General features: G+C 62.6%; 29 protein-coding genes. 16 read left to right on the top strand and 13 right to left on the bottom strand.

Annotation, left to right across the window (positions count from 1 at the left end):
- The first annotated feature begins 33 nt into the window (after nt 1-33).
- Together EZI54_RS12440 and EZI54_RS12435 are read left to right on the top strand one after the other, a co-directional pair.
- Entirely contained in the window at nt 34-318 is a 285-nt protein-coding gene (locus EZI54_RS12440) for a hypothetical protein (RefSeq protein WP_131482212.1), read from the top strand.
- A gap of 203 nt (nt 319-521) precedes the next feature.
- On the top strand, nt 522-1,547 hold the full coding sequence (locus EZI54_RS12435) for a putative solute-binding protein (RefSeq protein WP_131482211.1): 1,026 nt from the start codon (nt 522-524) through the stop codon (nt 1,545-1,547).
- 44 nt (nt 1,548-1,591) lie between these two features.
- On the opposite strand, the gene EZI54_RS12430 is transcribed toward EZI54_RS12435, so the two are convergent.
- Nucleotides 1,592-1,867 carry an HU family DNA-binding protein gene (locus EZI54_RS12430; RefSeq protein ID WP_131482210.1) on the bottom strand — a complete coding sequence of 92 codons (276 nt, stop codon included), beginning with the start codon at nt 1,865-1,867 and terminating at the stop codon, nt 1,592-1,594.
- A gap of 378 nt (nt 1,868-2,245) precedes the next feature.
- On the opposite strand from EZI54_RS12430, the gene EZI54_RS12425 reads away from it, so the two are divergent.
- The 3 genes from EZI54_RS12425 to EZI54_RS12415 all read left to right on the top strand — a co-directional run bounded on the left by EZI54_RS12425 (nt 2,246) and on the right by EZI54_RS12415 (nt 6,600).
- Complete coding sequence (locus tag EZI54_RS12425) at nt 2,246-3,316, top strand: hypothetical protein (RefSeq protein WP_131482209.1); 1,071 nt, start codon at nt 2,246-2,248, stop codon at nt 3,314-3,316.
- A 135-nt stretch (nt 3,317-3,451) separates the two neighbouring features.
- Nucleotides 3,452-4,471, top strand: a complete 1,020-nt coding sequence (locus EZI54_RS12420; protein ID WP_131482208.1) for a putative solute-binding protein — start codon at nt 3,452-3,454, stop codon at nt 4,469-4,471.
- Nucleotides 4,472-4,518: 47 nt separating this feature from the next.
- Entirely contained in the window at nt 4,519-6,600 is a 2,082-nt protein-coding gene (locus EZI54_RS12415; RefSeq protein WP_242674449.1) for a TRAP transporter large permease subunit, read from the top strand.
- Between the two features lie 419 nt (nt 6,601-7,019).
- Here EZI54_RS12415 and EZI54_RS12410 read toward each other — a convergent pair whose 3' ends face one another.
- From EZI54_RS12410 to mutM, 6 genes are all read right to left on the bottom strand, one after another.
- The gene (locus tag EZI54_RS12410; protein ID WP_131482207.1) at nt 7,020-8,552 is read right to left on the bottom strand and encodes a phosphoenolpyruvate carboxykinase; all 1,533 of its coding nucleotides are present in this window, start codon (nt 8,550-8,552) and stop codon (nt 7,020-7,022) included.
- 263 nt (nt 8,553-8,815) lie between these two features.
- A complete protein-coding gene (gene hslO / locus EZI54_RS12405) occupies nt 8,816-9,667 on the bottom strand; it encodes an Hsp33 family molecular chaperone HslO (RefSeq protein WP_131482206.1) in 852 nt (283 codons plus the stop codon).
- A gap of 52 nt (nt 9,668-9,719) precedes the next feature.
- Nucleotides 9,720-10,124: a ribosome-associated heat shock protein Hsp15 gene (hslR, locus tag EZI54_RS12400; protein WP_123633767.1), complete on the bottom strand. Its 405-nt coding sequence runs from the start codon at nt 10,122-10,124 to the stop codon at nt 9,720-9,722.
- A 69-nt stretch (nt 10,125-10,193) separates the two neighbouring features.
- A complete protein-coding gene (gene yrfG, locus EZI54_RS12395; RefSeq protein WP_131482205.1) occupies nt 10,194-10,874 on the bottom strand; it encodes a GMP/IMP nucleotidase in 681 nt (226 codons plus the stop codon).
- An 80-nt stretch (nt 10,875-10,954) separates the two neighbouring features.
- Nucleotides 10,955-11,281: a hypothetical protein gene (locus EZI54_RS12390; RefSeq protein WP_131482204.1), complete on the bottom strand. Its 327-nt coding sequence runs from the start codon at nt 11,279-11,281 to the stop codon at nt 10,955-10,957.
- A gap of 147 nt (nt 11,282-11,428) precedes the next feature.
- Nucleotides 11,429-12,244, bottom strand: coding sequence for a bifunctional DNA-formamidopyrimidine glycosylase/DNA-(apurinic or apyrimidinic site) lyase (mutM, locus tag EZI54_RS12385; protein WP_131482203.1), 816 nt, complete (start codon nt 12,242-12,244; stop codon nt 11,429-11,431).
- A gap of 369 nt (nt 12,245-12,613) precedes the next feature.
- Here mutM and EZI54_RS12380 point away from each other — a divergent pair, with 369 nt between their 5' ends.
- Nucleotides 12,614-13,792, top strand: coding sequence for a DesA family fatty acid desaturase (locus tag EZI54_RS12380; RefSeq protein WP_131482202.1), 1,179 nt, complete (start codon nt 12,614-12,616; stop codon nt 13,790-13,792).
- 58 nt (nt 13,793-13,850) lie between these two features.
- Here the strand turns inward: EZI54_RS12380 and rsmD are convergent, their stop codons facing one another.
- A complete protein-coding gene (gene rsmD / locus EZI54_RS12375) occupies nt 13,851-14,480 on the bottom strand; it encodes a 16S rRNA (guanine(966)-N(2))-methyltransferase RsmD (protein WP_131482201.1) in 630 nt (209 codons plus the stop codon).
- 179 nt (nt 14,481-14,659) lie between these two features.
- Between rsmD and ftsY the strand changes: the two genes are divergently transcribed.
- The 8 genes from ftsY (at nt 14,660) to EZI54_RS12335 (ending at nt 22,832) form a co-directional block, all read left to right on the top strand.
- Complete coding sequence (gene ftsY, locus EZI54_RS12370) at nt 14,660-15,856, top strand: signal recognition particle-docking protein FtsY (RefSeq protein WP_131482200.1); 1,197 nt, start codon at nt 14,660-14,662, stop codon at nt 15,854-15,856.
- A gap of 75 nt (nt 15,857-15,931) precedes the next feature.
- Nucleotides 15,932-16,624, top strand: a complete 693-nt coding sequence (gene ftsE, locus EZI54_RS12365; RefSeq protein WP_131482199.1) for a cell division ATP-binding protein FtsE — start codon at nt 15,932-15,934, stop codon at nt 16,622-16,624.
- Nucleotides 16,614-17,615 (top strand): permease-like cell division protein FtsX, encoded by a 1,002-nt coding sequence (ftsX, locus tag EZI54_RS12360; RefSeq protein WP_131482198.1) that lies wholly within the window; start codon nt 16,614-16,616, stop codon nt 17,613-17,615. The genes ftsE and ftsX overlap by 11 nt, the downstream gene beginning before the upstream one ends.
- A gap of 229 nt (nt 17,616-17,844) precedes the next feature.
- On the top strand, nt 17,845-18,711 hold the full coding sequence (gene rpoH, locus EZI54_RS12355; protein ID WP_131482197.1) for an RNA polymerase sigma factor RpoH: 867 nt from the start codon (nt 17,845-17,847) through the stop codon (nt 18,709-18,711).
- A gap of 146 nt (nt 18,712-18,857) precedes the next feature.
- Nucleotides 18,858-19,778, top strand: a complete 921-nt coding sequence (locus tag EZI54_RS12350; RefSeq protein ID WP_131482196.1) for an NAD(P)-dependent oxidoreductase — start codon at nt 18,858-18,860, stop codon at nt 19,776-19,778.
- 3 nt (nt 19,779-19,781) lie between these two features.
- Nucleotides 19,782-20,561 carry a hydroxypyruvate isomerase gene (gene hyi / locus EZI54_RS12345; RefSeq protein ID WP_131482195.1) on the top strand — a complete coding sequence of 260 codons (780 nt, stop codon included), beginning with the start codon at nt 19,782-19,784 and terminating at the stop codon, nt 20,559-20,561.
- Between the two features lie 110 nt (nt 20,562-20,671).
- Nucleotides 20,672-21,352, top strand: coding sequence for a winged helix-turn-helix domain-containing protein (locus tag EZI54_RS12340; protein WP_123633755.1), 681 nt, complete (start codon nt 20,672-20,674; stop codon nt 21,350-21,352).
- Nucleotides 21,339-22,832 (top strand): HAMP domain-containing sensor histidine kinase, encoded by a 1,494-nt coding sequence (locus EZI54_RS12335; RefSeq protein ID WP_131482194.1) that lies wholly within the window; start codon nt 21,339-21,341, stop codon nt 22,830-22,832. The genes EZI54_RS12340 and EZI54_RS12335 overlap by 14 nt, the downstream gene beginning before the upstream one ends.
- Before the next feature lie 25 nt (nt 22,833-22,857).
- Here the strand turns inward: EZI54_RS12335 and EZI54_RS12330 are convergent, their stop codons facing one another.
- The 3 genes from EZI54_RS12330 to EZI54_RS24435 form a co-directional block, all read right to left on the bottom strand.
- On the bottom strand, nt 22,858-23,091 hold the full coding sequence (locus EZI54_RS12330; protein WP_131482193.1) for a hypothetical protein: 234 nt from the start codon (nt 23,089-23,091) through the stop codon (nt 22,858-22,860).
- 656 nt (nt 23,092-23,747) lie between these two features.
- The gene (greB, locus tag EZI54_RS12325; protein ID WP_131482192.1) at nt 23,748-24,230 is read right to left on the bottom strand and encodes a transcription elongation factor GreB; all 483 of its coding nucleotides are present in this window, start codon (nt 24,228-24,230) and stop codon (nt 23,748-23,750) included.
- Between the two features lie 47 nt (nt 24,231-24,277).
- Nucleotides 24,278-24,421 carry a hypothetical protein gene (locus EZI54_RS24435; RefSeq protein WP_165495745.1) on the bottom strand — a complete coding sequence of 48 codons (144 nt, stop codon included), beginning with the start codon at nt 24,419-24,421 and terminating at the stop codon, nt 24,278-24,280.
- A gap of 237 nt (nt 24,422-24,658) precedes the next feature.
- Here EZI54_RS24435 and EZI54_RS12320 point away from each other — a divergent pair, with 237 nt between their 5' ends.
- Nucleotides 24,659-25,111, top strand: coding sequence for a hypothetical protein (locus tag EZI54_RS12320; RefSeq protein WP_223808053.1), 453 nt, complete (start codon nt 24,659-24,661; stop codon nt 25,109-25,111).
- A gap of 12 nt (nt 25,112-25,123) precedes the next feature.
- Here EZI54_RS12320 and EZI54_RS12315 read toward each other — a convergent pair whose 3' ends face one another.
- Both EZI54_RS12315 and EZI54_RS12310 read right to left on the bottom strand, forming a co-directional pair.
- On the bottom strand, nt 25,124-25,432 hold the full coding sequence (locus tag EZI54_RS12315; protein WP_131482191.1) for a site-specific integrase: 309 nt from the start codon (nt 25,430-25,432) through the stop codon (nt 25,124-25,126).
- 147 nt (nt 25,433-25,579) lie between these two features.
- Complete coding sequence (locus EZI54_RS12310) at nt 25,580-25,846, bottom strand: acyl-CoA-binding protein (protein ID WP_123636586.1); 267 nt, start codon at nt 25,844-25,846, stop codon at nt 25,580-25,582.
- 206 nt (nt 25,847-26,052) lie between these two features.
- Here EZI54_RS12310 and EZI54_RS12305 point away from each other — a divergent pair, with 206 nt between their 5' ends.
- Entirely contained in the window at nt 26,053-26,547 is a 495-nt protein-coding gene (locus EZI54_RS12305) for a DUF4442 domain-containing protein (protein WP_131482190.1), read from the top strand.
- Nucleotides 26,548-26,616: the final 69 nt, after the last annotated feature.

Genomic DNA, 26,616 nt, shown 5'->3' with positions numbered 1-26,616 from the left:
GGCTGTTTCTGACCCAAACTGGCGGAGATCACCATGGGATTCCTGTCTTTCCTGCTGTTGCTGGCGATTGTCTGGTTGCTCTGGACCATCTCCCGCAATTCCACCGATTCCCTCGACAAGCAGACGGCGTTGCAGCACCAACTGGTGGCGTTGGAAAAGCGGGTGGACACGTTGCTTGAACAGCTGGCCGAGCAGAAGAAAACAACCACCCGGAGCTCACCCAACCGGCGCTCATCGGCCCGGAAAAGCGGAACTGGTTCAAAGACCGGCACAAAAGCCGGCGGTTCTGGCGCCGGCGCTTCCAAGAACGCCGAATAGCCCGATGGCGCCGCAGGCCGGCCAATCCGGGCTGCTGTGATCTGTCGCCGCAGGCTGGTGGCAACAATGCCCCACCGGCCCGGGCGCTCCTGCCAACGAAACCCCCGCGGGGCCTTCCTATTCTGATGCCATTGGTACCCCGGCTGGTCAGCGAACCCCCGGCCGGGGCACGAAGCATGACAAGAATAAGCAGGAGTGCGCCCATGTTCAGCCCATACCGGCTGCGTCATCTCGTTGGTGGCCTGGCCCTGTCGTTCAGTTTGCTGGCGACCGCAACCGCTCAGGCGGACGAGCAGTCGGTCATCAAACGCAGCTTCTGTGTCTTCGACCCCGTGGGCGCCAACGGCCCCCTGTTCGCTATCACCAAGACCTTCCGTCCGGTCGCGCTGCGCGAAGGTGTCGAACTGGACCTGCGCGCCTATACCGATGAGAAGGTCGCCGCCGAGGACTTCAAGGCCGGCCAGTGCGATGCGGTCCTGCTGACCGGCACCCGGGCGCGGGAGTTCAACAAATTCACCGGCAGTCTCGAAGCCATGGGCGCAATTCCGGGCGAAAAGGAAATGCGCCTGCTGTTCAATACCCTGAGCCAACCCAAGGCCAAGCCCTTCCTGACCAACGAGCGCTATGAAGTGGCCGGTATTTTCCCGGGGGGTGCGGTCTACCTGTTCACCCGCGACCGCAATATCGACACGGTGGAGGAACTGCAGGGCAAGAAGATCGCGACCCTCGATTACGACACCGCCTCACTGACCATGGTCCGTCATGTGGGGGCGTCGGTGGTGGGCGCCAATTCCGCCAACTTCGCCGGCAAGTTCAACAACGGCAGCGTCGACATCGCCTACGCGCCGGCGGTGGCCTACACGCCCCTGGAGCTCTACAAGGGCGTCGAACCCAATGGCGGCGTGTTCAAGTACGCGGTGGCCTACATGAATTTCCAGGTGATCCTGCACCGCGACCGGTTCCCCGAGGATGCCGGGCAGATGGTGCGTGACGAGGCGTCCAAACGCATCAATGAGGCCTACCAGATCATTGCCCAGGCCGAAGCCGGGATTCCCGAGGATGAGTGGATGTATCCACCGAAAGAGGATGTTCGGGAGTATGACCAGATGCTACGGGAGGTGCGCCTGTCGCTGCTGGATCAGGGCGTCTACGACCCGCGCGCAATCAAGTTGATGAAAGCCATTCGCTGTCGCGTGGATGCCTCCCGGGCAGAGTGTGCATCCAGTTGAGGGGAAGCGGGCCGGCTAACGGTTAGGCAGCCGGCCGCTGGCGCTTACTTGCTGACGGCGTCTTTCAACGCTTTGCCGGCCTTGAAGCCCACCGTCTTGCTGGCGGCGATCTTCATGGTGGCGCCGGTCTGCGGGTTGCGACCGGTCCGGGCTTCGCGCTTACGGACACTGAAGGTGCCAAAGCCAATCAGTGAAATGTCGTCGCCCTTGGCGGCGGCGGCTGAGACCTGATCGGTAAAGGCGGTGATGACCTCGGCGGCTTTTTCCTTGGTCAGACCGGTCTGTTCGGCAATGGCACTGGCAAGTTCGGGTTTGCGCATGAAATTCTCCTTCGATGATGGACAGGCGGTGTTCCCTGTGGGACGCGCCGCCGACTGCTGCCGGGCACACCGGCCCGGCCATAGGCTCCCTACAGATATAGCGTTTCAGCGGAGGCTGTCAATCCCGAAGTCGGGCGGAGCCCCGGCCGTCATCGCGGCTTTGAGGCGTCCGTCTCACAAAAGCGTTGCGGACTTGAGGATAATTCCGGTCTGTAACAAATCGTTACAGGTGGTGCCATGTCAGGGTGCCTTTGGACGGTGCTGAAAAACGGCGCGGAAGTGTCGGACAGCAGCAGCCTCGTAGCGGTTCCGCAACCTCTCCAATAAAAACAGGGGAGTCGACAGACGCTCCCGCGAACCCAAAAGGTGACAGGCAGTATGACAACACGTGCTGATGCTTCCCGTTCATTCTGGCGCCAGGCGATCGTGCGCCGCACCCGCAGCGCGGTGTTGTCCGTGCTGGCGGCCGCTTCCCTGGGCGGCTGTGGCGTGGTCAACCACATGATCTACTCCACCACCGGCGATGTGATGCAGGGGTTCTCCAGGGAGCACACCATGCCCTACCTGCTGGAGACCCGGGACCTGGAGATGGCCTGCGCCATGAGCGAGTCGGTGCAGCCGCTGCTGATGTCCTTCGGACGGGTCACCGACAATCCGGACCAGCTCGCGGTGATGATGAGCCTGCAGGCCGGTGGCTGTGCCGAGGACCGGGCGCGGGAAGCGGAGCTCCGGAGCATGGCCGCCCTGCGGGCCCGCCAGCCGGAGCAGGCCGAGGACGCCATCATCCTGCAGAAACGCTATTACGCCCTGGCGGCCCAGCGTTACTTCAAGGGCTGGCGCCATTTCGAAACCTTCTATGGCGACCCGGAGGCCGAAGAGTGTCCTGACTTCGATGAGGACATGGACGAATTCATCTACCTGGCCGGGTTGTTGTCCGGTTTGCAGGCGCTGAACGCGGAAATCCAGTCCACCGCGCCGGTGGGCGTGCCCAAGAACATTGGCTCGATCGTCGCCCGCGCCTCCGGCTGCCTGGATAACGAGAAATGGTGGGGGGCGCCGATGGCCCTGCGGGCGACCGTGTGGGCGATGATCCCGGGTGCCCAGCCGGACGGCGAGGATGCCTTCGAGCGGCTGCAGGCTTCCGATGCCATCGGGGAAGCCGAGGGCGTACGGATCAGTCACGTGTTCCACGCCATCGCCGCCTGGAACAAGGGTGACACGGAGCGGGTGAAGGCGGTCATCCGTCGCCATGCCGACGCCATCGAGAAACGGCCGGCCGATCCGGAGTGGGCGCTGGTCGACGAACTGGCCACCCACAACATCCTGGCCATTTCCGACCGGTTGTGGATGGAGAACACCGGTCACCGCACACCCATGGGCGGTCTCGGCACTTTCTGGGACGACGAGGCCCCGGTGGGTGAGGTGATCGACCTGGATTCCCTGCTGTAGTCCGACCGGGCTGTTGGGGAATCCGTCGGCGGGCGCCGCAAGACCCGCCGGCATCACGTTGAGCGGTCGTGATGCAGGGACACCGCTGTAGCCCATCTGCAGCGCATAACGATAACAATGACGGAGACACTCAACATGCAACTCGGAAAGCGGGCCCTGGCGGCCCTTGGCCTGACACTCTGGCTGGGCGCAGGCCTGGTTCACGCCACCAATGCGGAGGTGATCAAGCGATCCTTCTGCGTCTTCGACCCGGTAGGCTCCAACGGCCCCCTGTTCAACGTGATGAAATCGGTCCGGCCGACGGCGCTGGGCTGGGGCGTGGACCTGGACCTGCGCGCCTATACCGACGAGAAGATCGCCTCGGAAGACTTCAAGGCGGGGCAGTGCGACTCGGTGCTGCTCACCGGCACCCGGGCGCGGGAATACAACCAGTTCACCGGCAGTATCGAGGCGCTGGGGGCGCTGACCAGCGAGGCGCAGATGCGGATCCTGCTACAGACCCTGGCCCAGCCGTCCGCCGCCAGCCTGCTGCAGAAGGACAACTACGAAGTCGTGGGCATCCTACCCGCCGGCTCCATCTACCTGTTCATCCGCGACCGCAACGTCGATACCGTGGAAGAGTTGCAGGGCAAGAAAATCGCCACCCTGGATTACGACAATGCCGCCGTCACCATGGTGCGCCACGTCGGCGCCTCCGTGGTGGGCGCCAACTCCGCCAACTTTGCCGGCAAGTTCAACAACGGCAGCGTCGACCTGGCCTATGCACCGGCCGTGGCCTACCAGCCGCTGGAGCTCTATAAGGGCGTCAATCCCGATGGCGGCATCTACCAGTATCGATTGGCGCAGATGACGTTCCAGATGATCGACCACCGCGACCGTTTCCCGGACGACTACGGCGATCGGATGCGGGCCTACGCCCTGTCCCGGGTGGACGAGGCCTACGGCCTGATCCGGCAGGCGGAGAAGGACATTCCGGCGTCCACCTGGATGCATCCGACCCAGCAGCAGGTGGCGGATTACGACCGCATGCTGGGCGAGGTGCGTGTCAGCCTGCGCGATGCCGGCACCTATGACGCCCGGGCGCTCAAGCTGATGCGGGCGATCCGCTGCAAGGACGATGCGACGCGGGCGGAATGCGCCCTCGCTGCCGAATAGGGCGTGCCGCCAGAACAATACCGTAAACCCGATAAGGCTCGATCTCGATGTCTGCAACCGTGATGACCCGACGAACAGCAACGCGCACGGGGTTGGAGTGGTTTTCTTCCTTCCCGGCCTGCCTGCTGTTGTTGTTGGTGGTGATCTTCTCCACCAGCAGCGATATCCACAACCAGATGCTGCGCGGTGGCGAGCAGCTCTGGAGCGGGTACTACAAGCTGCGGTCCGATCCGGTAGAGCCTGGCTGTAATCCGAACCGGGACATCGACACCGAGGTTGAGCGCAAGCTGACCGAGTCCCGCCAGGCGGCGGACGATCCGTTGATGGGCCTGTTAGGCGAGCAGACGGTCAACCCGGCGGATGTACGGGCAGCGGTGGAGAACGCCGTCACCCTGTGCCGGGAAAAGCACACGGAGTTTGCCAGCCTGCAGGGGCAGATCACGCCGGGACTGAAGGCCTATCGGGCCGTGGAAGGCTTCGTCGCCGACCTGATTGCCCTGGGGCTGACGTCCCAGCGCTATATCCTGGTGGTGCTGGTGATGCTGTGCGCCGCCACCGCCACGCTCACCCGCCATCACATCGCCATGCGGGCGATCGAGACGCGCCTGGACTACACCCTGTCGTATTTCCTGCAAACGGTGGCGAATGTGATGTTGCTGGGCTCCAGCCTGCTGTATCGCCAGACGTCCCATGATGCGGGCGCCGACATCACCCTGGAGCGGGAAATCCTGCACGACCTGTGGATCGCCGGTTTCCTGGCCTTGACGATGGTCAGCCTCTACCGCCTGGCCCGACCGCCGGCGGATCTGCAGCCGGGTGGCGACCTGATCAAGGCCGGGCTGGCCGTCCCCCTGTATACCGGCATGTGCCTGATCTCGGGCACCTACTTTGCGCTGGTGGGCCATGCTGCAGGCATCGGCGTCTATCTCGACAAGATGATGGAGCTGTCGGACATGTTCCTGAACGTGGCGCTGTATGTCTGGGTGGGCATGATGCTCAAGCAGACGCGGCTGGCCACGCTGGTGTTCAATGTCTTCCGGCCCTGGCGCATGCCGCCGGAGATGTTGGCGGTGGTCGCGGTGATCGTGGCGGCGGTGCCGACGGCCTACACCGGGGCGTCCGGGATCTTCGTGATCGCGGCCGGTGCGGTGATCTACAGCGAACTGCGGGCGGCCGGGGCGCGGCGTCATCTGGCTTTGGCCGCCACGGCCATGTCCGGCTCGCTGGGCGTGGTGTTGCGGCCCTGCCTGCTGGTGGTGGTGATCGCCTACCTGAACCGGGAGGTGACCACGGACGATCTGTTCGGCTGGGGCGTCTGGGTATTCCTGCTGACCGCCGTGCTGTTCCTGGCCATTTCCCTGAGCGCCAACCGGCAAAGCCCGCTCAAGCTGGCGCCGGCCGGCGAGGCATTGCCCGCCATGCTGCGCCAGTTGGTGCCGCTGGTGCCCTACGTGCTGGTCATCGCCGGTGTGGTGTTGTTCTACCGTTGGGCGCTGGACGTGGGCATGGACGAATTCTCGGCGCCGCGCATCCTGCCGGTGATCATGCTGGCGATCCTGGTCTACGAGCACATCACCCTGAAACGGGCCCGCCACACTGACGGCGAGCGGATGAACCATCAGGGCATCGAGCGCAGTATCCGCGGGGCCACCAACGATACGACGTCGGAAATCGGGGCGTTGCTGCTGTTGCTGGGGCTGTCGGTCAGTATTGGCGGGGTGATCGAGCGGGCCGAGATCATGTCCCTGTTCCCGCAATCCTTCGCCAGCCCCTGGGCGGCGATGGTGCTGATGGTGCTGGTGTTGGTGGTGCTGGGGATGATCATGGATGCGTTTGGTGCCGTGATCCTGGTCAGTGCGACCGTGGCGTCGATCGCCTACAGCAGCGGCATCAACCCGATCCATTTCTGGATGACCACGCTGGTGGCCTTCGAGCTGGGCTACCTGAGTCCGCCGGTGGCGCTCAACCATCTGCTGACCCGGCAGGTGGTGGGCGAAGCGGAAGTCTCGGCGGCTATGGCCCAGACCGGCACCTTCTACCAGCGCCATGAACGGATCATTATGCCGTTGATTGTCATGGGCATTGCGTTGCTGTTGGTGGCGTTTGTGCCGTTGGCGTTTTATGCGTGATTCAAGGATTCCTCGGGAGTGACTCTTGTGTAGCCGACGCTTTAGCTTCGGAGGGCCCGTAAGGGCCCCGACATGCCTCTCTCAAATGTGGTGAGTCAAATTCCAGGGTTGCCAGCTCGTGCCAGGGAAACGCAGGAATACCCTTGCTTACGCTGTATTAGACGGCCATCCATGGCCGGCTAATACGACCGGGACGTCCTTGTCCCTCCTCCAGCAAGAGCATCCATTCGCTTCCAGTAGACCTCGGCGTTAACGCAGACCAACGCAATAAACGATCAGGTATGGACGAGGGATCGACTTATAGCTGTGCCCGTTGAGCTTCCTTGTCCGCGCCAACCGACCTGCCCCTGAGAGCGTTCCTGTAACCCGCGCACAAAAAAGGCGCCCGACGGGCGCCTTTCTCGTAAACCAGCTTCCGATCAGGCTTTGGGGCCTGCCGCCACGATGGCGTCGGAGACGTCGAACTTGGTGAAGTTGTCGACGAACTGGTTGATCAGCTCCTGGGCCTTGGCGTCGTATTCGGCCGGGTCGCTCCAGGTGTTGCGCGGGTTCAGCAGTTTGCTGTCCACGCCCGGGACTTCTTTCGGCACGTCCAGGTTCAGCTTGTCCAGGTGCTCGGTTTCGGCACCTTCCAGGTCGCCGTTCTGGATGGCGCTGATGATGGCGCGGGTGGTCGGGATGCTGAAACGCTCGCCGACACCGTAGGGGCCGCCGGTCCAGCCGGTGTTGACCAGATAGACCTTGCTGCCGAACTCTTCCATCCGCTTCATCAGCAGCTCGGCGTAGACGCCGGCCGGGCGCGGGAAGAACGGCGCGCCGAAGCAGGTGGAGAAGGTGGACTTCAGCTTGGAGGAAGAGCCCATTTCGGTGGAGCCCACCAGCGCGGTGTAGCCGCTCAGGAAGTGATAGGCCGCCGCCTCCTTGTTGAGCAGGGACACCGGCGGCAGGACACCGGTCATGTCGCAGGTCAGGAAGACGATGGCAGACGGCTCACCGGCGCGGTTCTCGATGACCCGCTTCTCCACGTGCTCCAGCGGGTAGGCGCAGCGGGAGTTTTCGGTCAGGGAGACGTCGGTGTAGTCCGGCTCGCGGGTCTCGTCATCGATCACCACGTTTTCGACGATGGCGCCGAAGCGGATGGCGTCCCAGATGATCGGCTCGTTCTTCCGGCTCAGGTCGATGCACTTGGCGTAGCAGCCGCCTTCGATGTTGAAGACCGTACCCGGGCCCCAGCCGTGCTCGTCGTCACCGATCAGGAAACGATCAGGATCGGCGGACAGTGTGGTCTTGCCGGTGCCGGACAGGCCGAAGAACAGGCAGGTTTCGCCGTCTTCGCCGACGTTGGCGGAGCAGTGCATCGGCAGCACATCTTTTTCCGGCAGCAGGAAGTTCTGCACGGAGAACATGGCCTTCTTCATTTCGCCGGCGTAGTGCATGCCGGCAATCAGCACCTTGCGCTTGGCGAAATTGATGATGACGCAGCCGTCACTGTTGGTGCCGTCACGCTCCGGGTCACACTGGAAGTTGGCGGCGTTGAGGATCTGCCATTCCTGCTTGTCCGCCGGATTGAAGCCGTCCGGACGGATGAACAGGTTGCGGCCGAACAGGTTCTGCCAGGCGGTTTCGGTGATCATCTTGACCGGCAGGTAGTGCTCCGGGTCGGAGCCCACGTGCAGGTTGGAAACAAACTGGGTCTTGTCCGCCAGGTAGGCTTCCACCCGGTCCCACAGCGCGTCGAACTTGTCGGCATCGAACGGGCGGTTGATCGGGCCCCAGTGGATGGCGTCGGAGGTGCTGGGTTCTTCGACGATGAAGCGGTCCATCGGAGAACGGCCGGTCCGTTTGCCGGTCTTGACGACCAGTGACCCGTTCGCAGCCAGGCGGCCTTCGTTGCGCTCCAGCGCCAGTTCGACCAGTCTTGCTGCACTCAAATCAGTGTAGGTGTTACTCACTTCAACCTCGCCCTAGGTGGTTTCGGCATTGTTCGATCCGACGTCGTCCCGGGAACGGCCCGGCTCAGAAACTGACGGTTTTATGAACAATCGGGTTCGCACAGGCGCGCTATTATGCCAGAGACCTGCTTAAAAAACGACTGCCCTCAAAGGTGCATGGTTGAGGGCTTTACGGCCAATTTGCACAACTTTGGGGAGCCGGTTTGCAACGGTTTTGTTACATTCCGCAACAGGCGGATTCGATGGGGTTCAGCCTGCCGTGATCAGTGCAGCGAGTGGCCATGGAACAGCTGGTCGATATCGTTGCGGTCGAAGCGGTACTGCGCGTGACAGAACTGGCAGTCCATTTCGATGGTCTCCTGCTCATCGAGAATGCTGTAGCACTCGTCCTGGCCGACGGATTCCAGTGCCGCCAGTGTCCGCTCCCTCGAGCAGCTGCACTGGAAGCGCACCGTTTCCGAATCGAACACACGCAGGGTTTCTTCGTGGAACAGGCGATTCAGGACGGTCTGGCTGTCCAGTCCGAGCATTTCATCCGCCTTGACGGTGCTGGCCAGGTGACCGACGCGCTGCCACAGGTCGTCGTCCAGCGCCTTGTCGCCCGGCAGGCGCTGCAGCATGAGGCCGGCGGCCTGTTCGCCGTCGGCAAACAGGAACAGACGGGTGTCGATCTGCTCCGAACGCTCGAAATACTCTTCCAGACAGGCCGACAGGTTGTCGTGCTCCCGCGGCACCACACCCTGGTAGCGCTGGCCCTGGTCCGGGGTGATGGTGATCGCCATGCGGCCTTCGCCCAGCAGCTCGTCGAGGCTCTCGCCGGCCGGCTGGGTGTCGTAGCGGGCAATGCCGCGAATCGCGCGGTCGTGACTGCATTCGGCCATCAGCATGCGGACCGGACCTTCGCCCTGGGCCTGGATGGACAGGGTCCCTTCAAACTTGAGGGTGCCGGACAGCAGCACGCTGGCCGCCAGGGTTTCCCCCAGCAGGTGCTGGATGCGCTCGGGGTAGGCGGACTGGGAGATGATCTCCTGGAAGCTGCCGGACAGGCGGACCCACTCGCCGCGGACCTGGCTGTCTTCAAAAAGGAATCGTTGGAACTGGTCGTCCAATGCCATGGAATCAAGACCTCATCTTGAGTAGGGGGTAAAAGGCGTCAAATGATTGCTGTCAGAGCCCGTGCTGATCCCGGAAACGCTGCAAGTCCCGGCGATCTTTCTTGGTCGGGCGCCGTGCCGGTGGCAACTGGGCGGCCTGCATGGTCTTGCGCTGCCAGGCGATCTCTTCGCGCTTCTTCTCGCTCTCCGCGGTCTCGTGGTAGAGCTTCTGCGCTTCCGGAGCCGCGCGCCGACGGTCGCTGATGTCGTCGACAATGACTTCCTTTTCCTGATGACCCAGTCTCAGCCGCAGCCGCGCGCCCACCTCCACCGGTTTACCCGGCTTGGTGCGCTGACTGTTGTAATGAACCTTGCCGCCTTCGATGGCTTCCTTGGCGATGGTTCGGGTCTTGTAGAAGCGTGCGGCCCAGAGCCACTTGTCGAGCCGCACCCGGTCATTGGTTTCTGCTGAACTCATGATGCTCCGGTTGCCGGGTGTATCTGTGTCGGTGTGCCCGCCGACGATCCTTACTTGATTATAACGCGATCAACCCGGCATGGGGACGGGTGAAATATCCGCCAGGATTTCATCAAAGTGAGCAATCGACGGTGTGCCGACATGGGCCGCGCGCACCGGTTCCCGGCTGTCGGGCGCCAGGATGGCCAGCTGCTGGCCAATGCCGGCTTGCCGGGCGCTGGCCAGGACCGACAGATTGTCGTCCACCATCAGCGTGCGTTCGGCCCGATAGGGCTCGACCGCTGCCAGATCGGCCCAGAACCGGATGTCCTCTTTGGGGCGCCCGAAGTCGTGGGTCGACAGGATCCGATCGACATGGCGGTCGAGGCCGGTTTTTTCAAGTTTCAGGGCCAGCGGTTTGGGGTGGCAGTTGGTGACGATCACGCTGCGGCGACCGCTCTCGCGCAGCGCGCCCATGAACGATTCCGCGTGGGGGCGGTAGTCGATGCGATCGGCCACTTCGAGCTTGAGGGCGGTAATGTCCACATCCAGGCGATCGCTCCAGTAGTCCACGCAGTACCACTGCAGTGACCCTTTCTCGGATTCGATCTGGGGAATGATGTGCTCGCGCGCCGCCTCATGACTCATGGACTTGAGTTCGGCGTAGCGGCGGGGCAGGTGGTCGAGCCAGAAATGGCTGTCGAAATGCAGGTCCAGCAGTGTTCCGTCCATGTCCAGGAACACGGTGTCCAGTGCTGACCAGTCGATCATGGCGGCAGGCCCGGTATCAGAGAATGATACTCAAGCCTGACGCAGATCGCGGGCTGGGGCAATAAGGCCTTGCCGCGACGTTACTCGGTGCTGCTGACGGTCTCCTGCTTGCGGCCGGACTGGGTGCAGCCGAGGCAGCGGACAAACGTGGCCTCCGCCGGTCCCAGGAACAGCGTCTGGCCGGCTTCCTTGGCGTTGCCGCCCAACAGGGAGAATGGCAGCGAGACCACATAGACGGCGCCACCCACGATCGTCGTGGCCAGCAGCATGGGGCGGGCAAACAGGGCATCGGCCGTCATTGCAAAGGCGGAGGGTTTCTCCTCGACCGGATTGGCATAGCTCAACGAGGAAAAGGCCATCAGGCTGACGGCCAGGGTCATGACAAAGGTACGCGCCAACTTGGACATTGCTGTTTCTCCTGAAAAGGCCGGAATGCCGTCCGGCCATCCGGGCGGGACGCCGGTTTTCTGGTTCGGATGCAGTAACTATGGCTCAAGGGGCGGTGATTTCAAACGCTTTTGTGTCACCCGGTGTGCCGTGTCACGAACGGCGACTCAGTGCTGGCAGCGCGGACAGAAGACCGTCGATCGCTGCCCCAGGCGAATTTCCTTCAACGGCGTGTCGCACTGGCGGCAGGGCTGGCCGCCACGCCCGTAGACATTGAGGGACTGGGCGAAGTAGCCGGGCTTGCCGTCGCTGTTGACGAAATCCCGCAGCGTGGTGCCGCCCATCAGGATGGCCGCGGTGAGGATCTCCCGGATCGCTTCCACCAGGCGCACCATGCGGTCCCGTCCGACTCGACCGGCCGCCCGCCCGGGATGGATGCCGGCCATGTGGAGCGCCTCGTTGGCGTAAATGTTTCCCACGCCGACCACGATCCGGCTGTCCATGATGAAGGATTTGATGGCGGTGCTGCGACCGCGTGACTGGCGGTAGAGCTGATGACCGGTAAACGCCACCGGATCCAGCGGTTCCGGGCCGAGGTGGCTGATCAGGGGGTGGGCCTCGGGATCGTCGCTCCACAGCCAGGCGCCGAACCGGCGTGGATCGTTGTAGCGCAGCCACTGGTCGTCGCCCAGGTCCAGTTCCACGTGGTCGTGGGTCAGGCGGGGGGAGCCGTCGTTGACGATGCGCAGGCTGCCGGACATGCCCAGGTGGATCATCAGCGTACCGTCGTCGAACCGCACCAGCAGGTACTTGGCGCGCCGGTCTACCTGCCGCGGTGTAGCGCCGGTCAGACGCTGGGCCAGATCGTCGGGAATCGGCCAGCGCAGGCGTGGCTCGTGCACCCGGGCACTGCGGATCACCCGGTTTTCCAGGAAAGGGGCAATACCGCGTCGGGTGGTTTCCACTTCGGGCAGTTCAGGCAAGGTCGACTCCTCGGTCACGGGCAGTTCAGGATGCGGATTGTCGCCTACGGGGGCGGGAAGTCAAACGCCCGGGTGCCCCATGGCCGGCTTTTCGTACCGACTGTAATCGAGACTTACAAACACTCGCGACTGGTCACAAAATAGACATGGATTGGGCTGCGAGGCTTGTTGTAGCTTACAGCTGTACGCTAGACTGCGAACGTCCAGGAGTTCCTCAAATAGGCAGTATAAGAAAGGCTCCTGAGCGCGAGACGGTGCGGAGACAAAGGCGTTTGGCGCGCTTTCGCACGGTCTCGGATTTGTCAGGTTCCATCGCGGAGAGATACGGATCGTCTTTTCGCCCGCGTTATTTCTTCGAGGAAACATCCTATGTGGTACAACGGTCTCCTGGACCTGCCGGCGTGGCAGCTGGTTCTGGTCGTCCTGGGACTCACGCACGTGACCATCGTCAGTGTGACGCTCTACCTGCACCGGCATTCAGCGCACAACTCGCTGGACCTGCATCCGGTGCTGGCGCATTTCTTCCGCTTCTGGCTGTGGCTGACCACCGGCCAGAACACCAAGGAATGGACCGCCATCCACCGCAAGCACCACGCGACCTGCGAGACGGAAGACGATCCCCACAGCCCGGTGGTGAAAGGCCTGAAAAAGGTGTTGGCCGAAGGCGCCGAGCTGTACCAGGAAGCCGCCACCCCGGAGACCCTCGCACGCTTCGGCCAGCGCACGCCGGAAGACTGGGTGGAGCGCAAGATCTACACGCCTCACCGCATGCTGGGCATCGTGCTGATGGCGGTGATCGACCTGGCGCTGTTCGGCGTCAACGGTATCTGGATCTGGGCGTTGCAGATGATGTGGATTCCGGTCTGGGCGGCCGGCGTCATCAACGGCATTGGCCACTATTTCGGCTACCGCAACTTCGAGTGCAGCGACAACGCCCGCAATATCGTGCCCTGGGGGCTGATCATCGGCGGCGAGGAACTGCACAACAACCACCACACCTATCCGAATTCGTCCAAGCTGTCGCGTCGCTGGTACGAAGTGGATATCGGTTGGGGCTATATCCGCCTGTTCCAGCTCTTCGGGCTGGCCAAGCCGAAAGGCTATCGCCCGATCGCCCACCGCGTACCGGGCAAGCTGGATATGGATGTGGAAACCGTGCAGGCGATTGCCAACAACCGGTTCGACATCATGCGCCAGTATCGCAAGCGTGTGCTCGAGCCGGTTCTGCGCCAGCAGAAGCAGGTGATGGAAGAAGACATCAAGCCGCTGTACAGCAGGGCCCGCAAGCTGCTGTCGCGGGAGAGTTCGCTGATCAAGCCGCATGACCAGAAAAAGCTGGAATCGCTGCTGGAGCGCAACGCTGTGCTGCGCCAGATCTACGATAAGAGCCACGAACTGCAGGCCCTGTGGCGCCGGCGCGGCCTGAAGCCGCAGGACAAGCTGCATGCGCTGGCCCAATGGTGCCGTGAGGCTGAAGAGAGTGGCATCCGCTACCTGGAAGACTTCGCCGCACACCTGAAATCCTACGCCCTGCGCCCGGCCATCTGAGCGGCGCGCGGTTCCGGCAGACTGCCTCAGCGGGGCCTGCCGGAACCGCAGTGCGGGATCATCCGCCGACCTGATAGAGCCGGTAGCACACCTGTCCGGCGACCTTCTCCCGATGCAGCGACCAGTTGGCCGGCACGACGACCTGTGGCCGCTCACTCTCGTGTTCGATATACACCCAGCTGCCTTCGCCGACCCAGCCGTTGTCGGCAATCAGCGGGATCAGCCGGTCCAGCCAGTTCTCCCGGAACGGCGGATCCATCAGGACCAGGTCGAAAGGGGCTTCGGCAGCCTGGGAGAGAAACCCGGCAACGTCCTGGCAGAGTACCCGGCCGGTATCGGCGTTGAGCAGGCCCAGGTTGGTCGTCAGGGCATTGCACAGGGCTCGGGTATGATCCACGAAAACGGCTTCCCGGGCTCCGCGGGACAGTGCTTCCAGGCCCAGGACGCCACTACCGGCGAACAGGTCCAGGCAGCGGGCGCCGGGCACTACCGGCATCAGCCAGTTGAACAGGGTCTCGCGAACCCGTGAGGGTGTGGGGCGGACGCCGCCAACGGCTGGGAAGGTCAGGCGTCGGCTGCGCCAGTCGCCGCCGATGAGACGGAGTTCACCGGTATCCTGTACGGTAGCCTGGATGGCGCGGCGACGGGCCGGGGGACGGCCATTCTTTCGGTTAGGCTTGCGTGGCATGGTGGTGTACTGCTCCGCCGGTTGCTTTGATGCGCGCAGTCTACCCAAAACCGCCGCCAATTTGGACGATCATTGGTCGGGTCGCTAGAATACGCGGCTTTGACGGCGTGTTCCCGGGCATCGCGTCCGGTGTTGTGACACCTTCGATTTCTCACCTCTTGACCGACGGAACTGCAAAGATGAAGGCAGAGTGGATAATGACAGGACTTCTGGTCCTGCTGGTGCTTGTATTTGTCGTGGAACTGGTGAACCGCCGTCGGGCGCTGCCGCGCCCCAAGGCCGTTCCCCAGCGTCAACCCCGGCCCCAGGCCGGAGCCACGCCCGCCGAAACATCGTCGGCCGGAGAAGCTCCGGCGGCCACTGAAACCGTCGAGGCCGAGGCACCGGCCGCCGCACCTGAGCCGGTTGCCGAACCGGAGAAGCCGGCCCCGGCTCCCGAGCCGGAAGCGGAAACGTCCGCCAGTGTCTTCCAGCGCATCAAGAGCGGCCTGGGCAAGACCCGCGCGAACCTGACGTCCGGTCTCTCCGACCTGTTCAGCGCCGGCAAGTCGGTGGACGAGGACCTGCTCGAGGAGATCGAGACCACCCTGCTGACGGCGGATGTGGGCATTACCGCCACCACCGAGATCATCGAGTCCCTGACCGACAAGCTGGAGCGCAAGCAGCTCAAGGACGGCCAGGCGGTACGCGAGGCGCTGAAGAACGAATTGCGGGGCCTGCTGGTGGACAGCACCGAACCGCTGAGCGTCGACACCGGCAAGAAGCCGTTCGTAATGCTGGTGGTCGGCGTCAATGGCGTGGGCAAGACCACCACCATCGGCAAGATGGCCCGCAAGTTCAAGGCCGAGGGCAAATCCGTCATGCTGGCCGCCGGCGACACCTTCCGAGCGGCCGCCGTGGAGCAGTTGCAGGTCTGGGGTGAGCGTAACGACGTGCCGGTGGTGGCCCAGCACACCGGCGCCGACAGCGCCTCGGTCATCTACGATGCGGTGCAGTCGGCCCAGTCCCGGGGTGTGGACGTGGTGATCGCCGATACGGCGGGCCGCCTGCAGAACAAGGACAACCTGATGTCGGAGTTGGAAAAGGTCGTCCGCGTGATGAAGAAACTGGACGACTCGGCCCCACACGAAGTCATGCTGGTACTGGATGCCGGAACCGGTCAGAATGCCCTGAGCCAGGCGCAGGTGTTCCAGCAGGCCGTGGGCGTGAGTGGCATCACCCTGACCAAACTCGACGGCACTGCCAAGGGCGGTATTATCTTTGCCGTGGCCCGCCAGCTGAAACTGCCGATCCGCTATATCGGTGTGGGCGAGCAGGCCGAAGACCTGCGACCATTCGAGGCCGAATCCTTTGTCGAGGCGCTTTTCGACGAATAAACGGGGGAGTGCCCCGGCGACGATGTCGTCCCTGGATGACCGGCCGGGCACGTATTTCCAGACAGGACGAAGCAGTTGATCCAGTTCGAGAAAGTCAGCAAACGCTACGAAGGCGGGCACACGGCCCTGAAGGCGGTGAGCTTCGCCATGGACCGGGGTGAGCTGGCTTTCCTGACCGGTCATTCCGGCGCCGGCAAGAGTACCCTGCTCAAACTCATCATGCTGATGGAGCGGCCCACCGGCGGCAATGTGGTCGTTGGGGGGCAGCGCCTGAACCAGTTGCCGCGCCGCCAGATTCCCTTCATCCGCCGCCACATCGGCGTCGTGTTCCAGAATCACCAGCTCCTTTTCGACCGCACGGTCTTCGATAACGTGGCCATGCCGCTGGAAGTGACCGGCGTGCCGCACCGCGAGATCGGCCGCCGGGTGCGGGCGTCGCTGGACAAGGTCGGTCTGCTCAATAAAGAGAAGATGAACCCGATCCAGCTCTCCGGCGGGGAGCAGCAGCGGGTGGGTATCGCCCGCGCCGTGGTCAACAAGCCGCCGCTCCTGCTGGCGGATGAGCCCACCGGTAACCTGGATCCGGAACTGTCGGCGGACATCATGCACTTGTTCGAGCAGTTCAGTCAGGTGGGCGTCACCGTGCTGATCGCCAGTCACGACATCGCCCTGATCCGGCACATGCGCCGGCGCGTACTCACCCTGCGCAATGGCGAGTTGACCTCGGGCGACGCCATGCCGGACGAGGAGGCGCTGTATGGCCACTGAACGCCGGACCCGTGGCGCGGCTGCCAGAGGTTCCGCCTGGAAGGAGCTGCTGGGCAGCTACCTGTTGCACCATCGCAAGACCGCCCGTGACAGCGCCGAGCGCCTGTGGCGGGCACCGGTCGCCAGCCTGATGACCTGGTTGGTCATGGGGATCGCGCTGGCGCTGCCGGTAGGGCTGCTGCTGTTGCTGACCAGTTTGCAGGGCGTCAGCGCCGGTTGGGAGAGCACGGCCCGCGTCACGGTCTATCTGGATCAGTCCGCGACCACCGATGACCTGAGTCGCCTGCGCGCCGAAGTGGCCAGCCGGCCGGACGTCACCGACGTCACCGTGATCACCAAGGACGAGGCCCTGAAGGAATTCCGGGCGTCTTCCGGTCTGGCGGATGCACTGGATTACCTGGATGAAAACCCGCTGCCGCATACGCTGCTGCTGACGCCGGACGAGTCCATCCGCAACCAGATCGGCATGCAGAAGCTGATGGTGGCGCTGGAAGACCTGAAGGACGTGGCCCGGGTCCAAGTGGATCTGGGCTGGCTGCAGCGGCTCAATACCATCACCGACCTGCTGGGCCGGGGCGTGTGGGCATTGGGGCTGTTGCTGGCGGCGGCGGTGATCCTGGTGATCGGCAATACCATCCGCCTGGCCATCGAAAACCGGCGCGATGAGATCCTGGTGGCCAAACTGGTGGGCGGTACCGACGCCTTTGTCCGGCGGCCGTTCCTGTATACCGGCATCTGGTATGGCCTCGGCGGCGGTATCGTGGCCTTCATCCTGTTGCAGTTGACCCTGTGGTGGATGAGTGGTCCGGTCCAGCGACTGGCGAGTCTGTACCGCAGTGAATTTGAGCTGAGCGGCCTGTCCTGGGATGGAACCCTGGGCCTGCTGACGGTGTCGGTACTGTTGGGGTGGATGGGCGCCTGGCTGGCGGTGAAGCGCCATCTGGAGGTGATCGAGCCCAATCAGATTGAAGCCCGCGGCACGGCGGGTTGATCCGGGAGCCGTTTCGGGTTCACCGTATAGTCGATTTCTCCGGTGACCGGTACAAAAGAGTGACGAAAGTGTTGGTGGTGACCGGTTTATTGTCGATCCGATACGTCGAAACTGAGCCAACACATTGATATTGAAGGTTTCATTCCCAGGAACTGGAACTTTCTGGCGATCTGGCGGTCATAGTCAATGATTGCTATAGTAGCGGGTCGTCACGTTGCGGAGGAGAAGCATGGGTACGAGCTTACAGCTGACAGATCGAATGGTTCCGGGTGCGAACCTTGAGGCCTACATCCAGGCCGCAAGCAGCATCCCGATGCTGTCCGCCGCTGAAGAGAAGGAACTGGCCGAACGCCTGCATCAGGACAATGACCTGGAAGCGGCGCGTCGTCTGGTTATGTCCCACCTGCGCTTTGTGGTGCACATTGCCCGCAGCTACTCCGGTTACGGACTGGCACAGTCGGATCTGATCCAGGAAGGTAACGTCGGCCTGATGAAGGCGGTCAAGCGCTTCAACCCGGAATACGGGGTGCGTCTGGTATCGTTTGCCGTGCATTGGATCAAGGCCGAGATTCACGAGTTTATCCTGCGCAACTGGCGCATCGTGAAGGTGGCGACGACCAAGGCGCAGCGCAAGCTGTTCTTCAACCTGCGCAGCCAGAAGAAGCGTCTGGCCTGGCTGAATCAGGACGAGTTGAACGCCGTTGCGGCGGAACTGGGTGTTGAGCCCAGGGTCGTGCGGGAAATGGAGGGGCGTCTGGCCTCCCAGGACACGGCGTTCGACGGTCCGATGGATGATGACGATGACACCGCGTATCAGGCACCGGCCTACTACCTGGAAGACCGGCGCAGCGACCCGGCCAAACAGCTGGAGCAGTCCGACTGGACCGAGGATTCCAACAGCCGCCTGATGAGCGCACTGTCGGACCTTGACGAGCGCAGCCAGGATATCCTGCGTGAGCGCTGGCTGAGCGAAAGCAAGTCCACGCTGCACGAGTTGGCGGACAGGTACGGCGTATCTGCCGAGCGGATTCGCCAGCTTGAGAAGAATGCGATGAAGAAGATCCGCTTGCAGATGGGCGAACCTGAAGTCGCCTGATCTGAGCGATTGCTGGAAACGACCGAACGCCGCAACCCCACAGGGCTGCGGCGTTTTTTGTTGGTGCCGGTTAAGGTCGCCGGCGGCAGAAGGCTCGCCAATCCGTTATCATCGAGTGTCTTCCACTGTCCGGAACATCCGCTGCTATGACACAACCCCATATCGCTTTCCTTGGTATCGGCCTGATGGGCGCACCCATGACGGAGAACCTGCTCCAGGCCGGCTACGCCATGACCCTGTGGAACCGGACCCGCAGCAAGTGCGATCCCTTCGCCGAGCGCGCCACGATCGCGGATTCCCCAGCGGCGGCCGTTACCGAAGCCGGCATCGTGATCACCATGCTGGAGAACGGCCCGGTGGTGGATGACGTCCTGGTGAACCAGGGCGTGGTCGATTCATTGCGGCCGGGCAGCATCGTGATCGACATGAGTTCGGTTCAGCCGTCGCTGGCACGGGACCATGCCGCGCGCTGTGCAGCCCGTAACGTTGGCTATCTGGATGCACCGGTCTCCGGCGGGACGGTCGGGGCAGAGGCTGCCAGCCTGAGCATCATGGCAGGCGGCGCCGTTGGGACCCTGGATCAGGCGCGCCCGGTGCTGGAGGCCCTGGGCAAGGTGACCTACATCGGTCCGGCGGGCAGCGGGCAACTGGCCAAGCTGGCCAACCAGGCGATCGTCGGCATTACCATTGGCGCCGTGTCCGAAGCGTTGATGCTGGCGGCCCGGGGCGGGGCGGATCCGGCGGCGGTACGGGAGGCGCTGATGGGGGGCTTCGCCGGCAGCCGGATCCTGGAGTTGCATGGCCAGCGCATGATCGATCGCTGCTTCGAACCGGGGGCGCCCTCGCGCATCCAGTTGAAGGACATGCGCATGATCCTGGATGAGGCCCGGGCCGAGAACCTGACCCTGCCATTGGCCCAGCGCACCCATGACGAGTACCTGTCCCTGATCGCCAACGGCCAGGGCGAAGCCGACCACAGCGGCCTGTTGCTGGCGCTGGAACATCTCAATGGCGTGCAGATGTCCGATCCGGACCTGCCGCCACGGGCCCGGGCCAATCGGGAGTAAGCCATGCCACGCTTCGCCGCCAACCTGACTCTACTGTATCCGGAACTGCCTTTCCTGGACCGCTTTGAAGCGGCGGCGTCCGACGGATTTCGGGGCGTCGAGTACCTGTTTCCCTACGAGTGGCCCGCCCACGAGTTGCAGACCCGTCTGAAAGACCGTCACCTGACCCAGGTGCTGTTCAACCTCCCGCCGGGCGACTGGGCGGCCGGCGAGCGGGGGATTGGCTGTCTGCCTGATCGGGTTGAGGAATTCCGCGATGGCGTCGGCCGGGCGCTGGAATACGCCAGGGCACTGGAGTGCACCCGGCTCAACTGCCTGGCCGGGGTGAAGCCGGTGGGGCTGGACGAGGGGGTGGCCAGGGACACCCTCGTGGCCAACCTGCGCTGGGCGGCGCAGCAGCTGGCCCCGGCGGGCATTACCCTGACGGTCGAGGCGATCAACTCCCGGGTGGACATGCCCGGCTTCTTCCTGGATACGGCGGAAAAAACCCTGGATGTCCTGGCCGCGGCTGATGAACCGAATTTGGCGCTGCAGTATGATCTCTATCACATGCAGATCATGTCCGGCGACCTGATCCGGTCCCTGCAGCGTTATCTGTCCTTTATCGGCCATATCCAGTTCGCCGACAACCCAGGACGGCATGAACCGGGAACTGGTGAGATAAATTTTGATCGAATTTTCAGTGCTCTGGACGAAATGGGCTATAGTGGGTGGGTCAGCGCGGAGTACCATCCCAGCGGTGCGACCTCGGCCAGTCTGTCCTGGCTGGGTGCGTCGTCATGAGCTGACCGTCGCCATTTGCGACACCCTCTTACAAGATGTTAACTGGCTGTTTAATGTAGCGGTTCGTACTCTGTAGTCATTCCATTCACGCATTGCGGGAGGCCTGACCGGTGAGAGCGCTGGTAATTGAAGACGATCATGATGTTGCAACCTATCTCGTCAAGGGGCTGAAAGAGTCCGATTTTGTTGTCGATCATGCGGCCGACGGCAAGGATGGGCTGATGCTGGCAGCGAGCGAAGACTACGACATCATGATTGTCGACCGGATGCTGCCGGGCATGGACGGTCTGAACATCATCAAGACGGTACGGGCGACCGGCAACAGCGTACCGGTGCTGATTCTCAGCGCCCTGGGCGACGTGGATGACCGCGTGGAAGGTCTGCGTGGTGGCGGTGACGATTACCTCACCAAGCCCTTCTCCTTCACCGAGCTGCTGGCCCGGATCGACGCCCTGGTGCGTCGCAACCGGCAGTCGCCGGAGACGGAAACCGTCCTGCGCGTGGCGGATCTGGAAATGGACCTGCTGGCCCGCACGGTCAAGCGCTCCGGCCAGAACATTGATGTCCAGCCCCGGGAATTCCGCCTGCTGGAGTACCTGATGCGTAACGCCGGCCAGGTGGTCACGCGGACCATGCTGCTGGAAAAGGTATGGGACTACCATTTCGATCCCCAGACCAACGTGATCGACGTCCACATCAGCCGGCTGCGCGCAAAGATCGACAAGGAATTCGATACGCCGTTGCTGCAAACGGTGCGGGGCGCAGGATACATGTTGCGTGAAGATACTTAGTCAGCTTAAAACCTCCACCTTTCAGCTGGCACTTCTCTACATGGTGGTTTTTGCCACCTCCGTATTCCTGCTGCTGGCCTTTATCTACTGGCGAACTGCCGGTTTCATGACCGAGCAGACGGATGAAACCATCGAGGCTGAAATCGCCGGTCTGGCCGAGCAGTACCGGGGCCGTGGCGTCAACGGCCTCATCACCATCATCCGGGAGCGGGTCTCACGCGATCCCAACGCCAAATCCCTCTACCTGCTGGCCACGGACGACTACCTCAAGCTGGCCGGCAACCTCAGTACCTGGCCGGAAGAAGCACAGATCCAGAACGGCTGGATCAACTTCACCCTGGACGACAAGGTGGGCTGGAAGGGCTCCGAGCGTCTGGCCCGGGCTCGCGTGTTCGAAGTGCAGGGTGGCTTGCGCCTGCTGGTCGGTCGGGATGTCCAGGAACTGACCACCCTCAAGCGCCTGATCGAGCGGGCCATCAACTGGGGTATGGGCATCACGCTGGCCCTGGCATTGCTGGGCGGCTTCATGATGAGTCGCAGCACCACCAAACGGATCGAGGTGATCAACGCCATCTCCCGGCGGATCATGAACGGTCACCTGTCCCTGCGGATTCCCACCCGCGGCACCAACGACGATTTCGACCAGTTGGCGGACAACCTCAACCAGATGCTGGACCGGATCGTGTACCTGATGGAAGGCATTCGGCACGTGTCCGACAGCATCGCCCACGACCTGCGCACGCCGCTGACCCGCCTGCGCAACCAGCTCGAGAACACCCTGATGGCGGTGGACAACGACGAGGCTCGCGACCAGGCGGCCAAAGCCGTGTCGGAAGCCGACCAGCTGCTGGCCACCTTCAACGCCCTACTGCGGATTGCACGTCTGGAAACCCGCGGTAATGCGGCCGACAAGACCGTGATCTCGCTGGGTGAGCTGGTGGCGGATGCCTGCGAACTCTACGAAGCGTTGGCCGAGGACAAGGATCAGGCCTTCGAACAGGCCATCAGCATGGAAGTGAAGATCGAGGGGGACCGCGACCTGCTGTTCCAGATGGTCAGCAACCTGATCGATAACGCGATCAAGTACACGCCGGAGCAGGGTGATATCCGGGTCGCGGTGCAGGAACTGGGCGGCGAGGCGGTGCTGGAAGTCAGTGATAGTGGCATCGGTATCCCGGACAGCGAGAAGGACAATGTCTTCCAGCGTTTCTACCGGGTGGGTAAGAGCCGATCGCAGCCGGGCAATGGTCTGGGGCTCAGTCTGGTGAGCGCCGTCACCGAGATCCACCAGGGCCGTATCGAGCTGAGTGACCGCCGGCCGGGCGAGGAAAATCCAGGGCTGTGCGTCCAGGTCTTCCTGCCGCTGTACCGTCCGATTCGCGGCAAGGCGCTGCGGGTCCAGGAGCAGGCCGAACAGGCGGGGGCGGTGGAGCCCGAGGAAAAGGAATCGCCCCAGGAGTCCAGCCTGACACAATCGTGAGAGGCCGGACCCGGGGCTGGGTCGATCAAATGCGTGCCAGACCCCGGGCGCGGCTGACCAGCCCTTCGATCCGGCGAATCTGGCTGCCGTAGCGTGCCTGCAGGCTGTCCCATTCCCCTTCCAGGTGTTTCTGCTCGGCCATGGCCAGGGCAATCAGCGTGTGGCGGTTTACCTTGCTGGTCACGCCGTACTGGTCCAGTCGGTAGCCGACGGCGTCCAGCCCGTTCAGGGCCAGGTCGATCGCTTTTTTCACATTCATCCGGGAGCACCTCGCATTACGTGTGTGTCGTCGCCAGAGGGCCTGAAACCCGGCCGACGGCGCTTTCATACCTGAGCGCTGAATCTAGGGCGGGTTTCTAGAATGCTCAACCTAGAATGGCCGGAAAGTTCCCGGCCATCCCCTTAAAAAAGTGTAATTGCGGGGCCACTTGGGTGTAACCCCGGGTATGTAGAATGGAAAGTGTCGAGTAAGACAATATCTGGAACGCCAAGCGCTCCAGGTATTGTTCCCTCCAGCACAGCGCTAGCCTTGGCCCCGCAATTTGCGGGGTTTTTTTATGGCCGGGAAAAGGTTTGAGGCGTGCGTTGCCGATGGAAAATAAAGTCAGCCTGACGGCTGCTGCGAAGCTGAAGCGTCGGCGACATTTCGGTGCCGACTCGAGCATGTAGCAGATGCTTTAGCTTCTGAGGCGCCCGTTGGCGCCCACGATCCGGGATGCCACATCCATGAGTACCTAAACCCCGGCGGCGTCCCCAAGAGCCAGATCGAAACCCATGGCGTCCATCGCTGGAGCCGAGGACAGGATGTCCTCATCGCATAAGCGGCCATGGACGGCCCTCTTGGGCGACGGAAGCGGTGGGCTCCATGGGTTTCAGACTCCAAGGCGGTTTTTTATAAGGAAGCGAGCTCCTCAGTCACTCCACATCCCGCACATACTCAATCTCCGTAATCACCCAATAAGCTGGCCCCTTGGGCGTGCGCACCTCCACCTCGTCATCCACTTCCTTCTTCAGCAGCGCACGGGCCATGGGCGTGTCGATGGAGATGTAGTCCTTGCGGTCGAAGATCTCGTCGTAGCCGACGATGCGGAAACGGCGGGTTTCGCCGTCCTCGTTCTCGACGCTGACCCAGGCGCCGAAGAACACCCGGCCTTCCTGCTCCGGGGCATAGTCGACCACCTTCAGCTCGGCCAGGGAGCGCCTCAGGTAACGCACCCGGCGGTCGATTTCCCGCAGCAGCTTCTTGTTGTACTGGTAGTCGGCGTTCTCGCTGCGATCCCCGAGGCTAGCGGCCCATTGCACCTTGCGGGTGATCTCGGGTCGATGTTCGCGCCAGAGGTAGTCCAGTTCTTTCTGCAGGGCGTTGAAACCCTCGCGGGTAATCAGTTTTGCGCGCATACCCTCTCTTGTCCCGGAGCTGTGGCTGTTGGCGCCAGTCTACCAGATCAGTCGGTACTGGCAGCGCCCAGCCTGAAGGTCACGCAATGGCCGCCGGAAACCGCATCGTTGCGGTAATGCCAGCCGAGGCGTTCGGTCAGGGTGGTCGCCAGGACGATCGCCATCAGGCAGGGGTATGTGGGATGCGCCACGGTAACGGGACTCCTCGGGCTATCGGGCGGTTTCGGATAGGGTGAGCGTATCGAAGCGGGGGTTAACGCCGGGTTAAGGCGGGGGGGGATCGGCATCGGTGATAACCGTCACAAAATGGGCGAATAATTAAAACTGTTGCTTTAATTGGCGATAAACTGTCCAATTATTGTCGTCGTGACGCCATAGGAGACAGTCGCCACGCGACCCCAATCAACATCGGTTCCAGGGATTTGGCCATGTTATCCGCCCGCTGTCACAAATTGCTTGCCCGCGCCTTCATGCTGTCGCTTCTTGTGACGGGCTTGGCCCATGCGCAGCAGGAAGGCGCCGACCAGCAGGCCCGCGAGGATTTTGGCTATGAGGAGCGGTCCACGGTCAAGACCATCCCGTTTGAGTCGCTGGATTCCGAGACCCTGTCCAACACCGCCATCGAGGGCGGGCTGGCGGCCCCCGCCGCCGGCGTGCCGGCCCGGCCGGTCAGCAGTCCGGACGACGATTACTACCTGGATCCCCTGGCGCTGCAACCGCGCGACGACCGCACGGATCTGGGGCGCCACGAAATTCCTGCCGAAATCCGCTTCAGTGCGCCCAAGGAAGTCCCCGGGCAAACGTTCGGTAACAACTACGTGATCCGCCCGCCGGAAAACCGCACCTACGACAGCTTCAACACCAACGTTCAGGGACGGTGAGGCAACGCCGGGTCAACTGGCGGCGGCACTCACGGAGTTCTGTCCCACCACTTCGTCATAGAAAAAGGCGAGCGCCTGACGCGCCTGGTTGAGACGGGCCTGGGACACGCGCACGCGCTCCTGCAGATACCCCAGGAAAAGCTGTTGCTCACTCTCGCCCAGTTCGGCGGGATCGCGCAGATCGTGGAACAGCATGTACCGGGTGATCCAGTGCAGGTACGTCTGCTCGGTGCGGAGGTTGAGTTTGTGGGTCTGGATGGCGCGACGAACGCGCGACAGCAGGCCGGACTGACTCTGGTCCAGCGCTTTGGTCATGCTCATGAAAGATTACTCGCAGTACGACGTGTGTTCTTGTTGTTAGAGTGCGCGCATTCTATGACAGGCGTTTGAAAGATTCACGTGCGGAAAGGCCAAAATGGGGGGGAGCCAGCGCCACATGGCCCTGTGACGCTGGCTATGTGACTGGAATCAGCCGTTTTTCAGGGATTCCAGACGATCAATATATTTTTGCATGGCCTGTTCGCTGGACATGCCCTTCACCTCTTCCCAGGCGTTGTACTTGGCGCGACCGACCACGTCGAGCATGCCGGGTTTCTTGCCGCTTACGTCGCCTTCGGTGGCCTGCTTGTAGAGTGCGTAGAACTCCAGTTTGAGCTCGTTGGACGGCTTGAAGTCGCCCTCGGCGGTCTGGATGTAGTTCACGGCTTCGTCGAATTGTGTCTTCAGATCACTCATGCTTGTCCCTTCTTTTTCAAGTGGCATACCTTTGGAACATGAGTATAACTGCCCCGAAACGGCTCGTCCTATGGCCGTTTTGTTTCCCCGCAGCGCCGGATCGGCTAATGTCGCGTCTGGTTTTCAAACCATCACCACAGAGGCTCTATGAAGGGCCCGCAAACCAACGCCCAAAGAGGTGTTATCAGACACTGGAGATCGATCCCATGAAAGCGAACAACCGATTGCACGGCATCGTCAATCGCATCAACCAGTTGCCGGAATTTGCCCGGTCCCGCGCCCTGTCGCTGTTTTTTGGCAGGGCCGTGCCGTTTACCGGCACCGTAGGCATCCGTATCGAAAGCCTGGATGAGAACCGCTGTGTGATCAGCCTGGCCAACAAACGCCGGGTGCAGAACCACATCGGTGGCGTCCATGCCGTGGCCTCCCTGTTGCTGGCGGAATCCGCCACCGGTTTCCTGGTCGGTCTCAACGTGCCGGACGACAAGGTGCCGGTCATCAAGACGGTCCATGCCGACTACACCAAACGCGCCAGCGGCGATATGCGGGTGGAGGCCAGCGTCACGCCGGAACAGCAGCAGCGCATGCGTGAGGAAGACAAGGGCCAAGCACCGATCCAGGTCACCATCCAGGATGCGGAAGGCAAGGAGCCCATCACCATCGAGATGATCTGGGCCTGGACCCCCAGGAAGCGGAAGTAAGTCACACTTTTGGCGACTGCGGCAACTACGTACATGTCGCCAACGTACTGATTATTACGTTTTTTTCAT

This window comes from Marinobacter halodurans (genome assembly GCF_004327985.1).
GTDB classification, from domain to species: Bacteria; Pseudomonadota; Gammaproteobacteria; order Pseudomonadales; family Oleiphilaceae; genus Marinobacter_A; species Marinobacter_A halodurans.
Note: the sequence above shows the minus strand (reverse complement) of the source record. Positions and strands in the feature narration are given on the sequence as shown.

Coding starts and splice junctions, on each gene's coding strand:
- EZI54_RS12330 (WP_131482193.1), bottom strand. CDS start 23,091: ATGAATGTGAAAAAAGCGATCGACCTGGCCCTGAACGGGCTGGACGCC.
- rsmD (WP_131482201.1), bottom strand. CDS start 14,480: ATGCCACGCAAGCCTAACCGAAAGAATGGCCGTCCCCCGGCCCGTCGC.
- EZI54_RS12435 (WP_131482211.1), top strand. CDS start 522: ATGTTCAGCCCATACCGGCTGCGTCATCTCGTTGGTGGCCTGGCCCTG.
- EZI54_RS12310 (WP_123636586.1), bottom strand. CDS start 25,846: ATGAGTGATCTGAAGACACAATTCGACGAAGCCGTGAACTACATCCAG.
- hyi (WP_131482195.1), top strand. CDS start 19,782: ATGCCACGCTTCGCCGCCAACCTGACTCTACTGTATCCGGAACTGCCT.
- ftsY (WP_131482200.1), top strand. CDS start 14,660: ATGAAGGCAGAGTGGATAATGACAGGACTTCTGGTCCTGCTGGTGCTT.
- yrfG (WP_131482205.1), bottom strand. CDS start 10,874: ATGATCGACTGGTCAGCACTGGACACCGTGTTCCTGGACATGGACGGA.
- EZI54_RS12315 (WP_131482191.1), bottom strand. CDS start 25,432: ATGAGCATGACCAAAGCGCTGGACCAGAGTCAGTCCGGCCTGCTGTCG.
- EZI54_RS12425 (WP_131482209.1), top strand. CDS start 2,246: ATGACAACACGTGCTGATGCTTCCCGTTCATTCTGGCGCCAGGCGATC.
- rpoH (WP_131482197.1), top strand. CDS start 17,845: ATGGGTACGAGCTTACAGCTGACAGATCGAATGGTTCCGGGTGCGAAC.
- EZI54_RS12380 (WP_131482202.1), top strand. CDS start 12,614: ATGTGGTACAACGGTCTCCTGGACCTGCCGGCGTGGCAGCTGGTTCTG.
- EZI54_RS12305 (WP_131482190.1), top strand. CDS start 26,053: ATGAAAGCGAACAACCGATTGCACGGCATCGTCAATCGCATCAACCAG.
- EZI54_RS12350 (WP_131482196.1), top strand. CDS start 18,858: ATGACACAACCCCATATCGCTTTCCTTGGTATCGGCCTGATGGGCGCA.
- EZI54_RS12320 (WP_223808053.1), top strand. CDS start 24,659: ATGTTATCCGCCCGCTGTCACAAATTGCTTGCCCGCGCCTTCATGCTG.
- EZI54_RS12440 (WP_131482212.1), top strand. CDS start 34: ATGGGATTCCTGTCTTTCCTGCTGTTGCTGGCGATTGTCTGGTTGCTC.
- EZI54_RS12415 (WP_242674449.1), top strand. CDS start 4,519: ATGTCTGCAACCGTGATGACCCGACGAACAGCAACGCGCACGGGGTTG.
- EZI54_RS12420 (WP_131482208.1), top strand. CDS start 3,452: ATGCAACTCGGAAAGCGGGCCCTGGCGGCCCTTGGCCTGACACTCTGG.
- hslO (WP_131482206.1), bottom strand. CDS start 9,667: ATGGCATTGGACGACCAGTTCCAACGATTCCTTTTTGAAGACAGCCAG.
- EZI54_RS12430 (WP_131482210.1), bottom strand. CDS start 1,867: ATGCGCAAACCCGAACTTGCCAGTGCCATTGCCGAACAGACCGGTCTG.
- ftsX (WP_131482198.1), top strand. CDS start 16,614: ATGGCCACTGAACGCCGGACCCGTGGCGCGGCTGCCAGAGGTTCCGCC.
- EZI54_RS12390 (WP_131482204.1), bottom strand. CDS start 11,281: ATGTCCAAGTTGGCGCGTACCTTTGTCATGACCCTGGCCGTCAGCCTG.
- hslR (WP_123633767.1), bottom strand. CDS start 10,124: ATGAGTTCAGCAGAAACCAATGACCGGGTGCGGCTCGACAAGTGGCTC.
- greB (WP_131482192.1), bottom strand. CDS start 24,230: ATGCGCGCAAAACTGATTACCCGCGAGGGTTTCAACGCCCTGCAGAAA.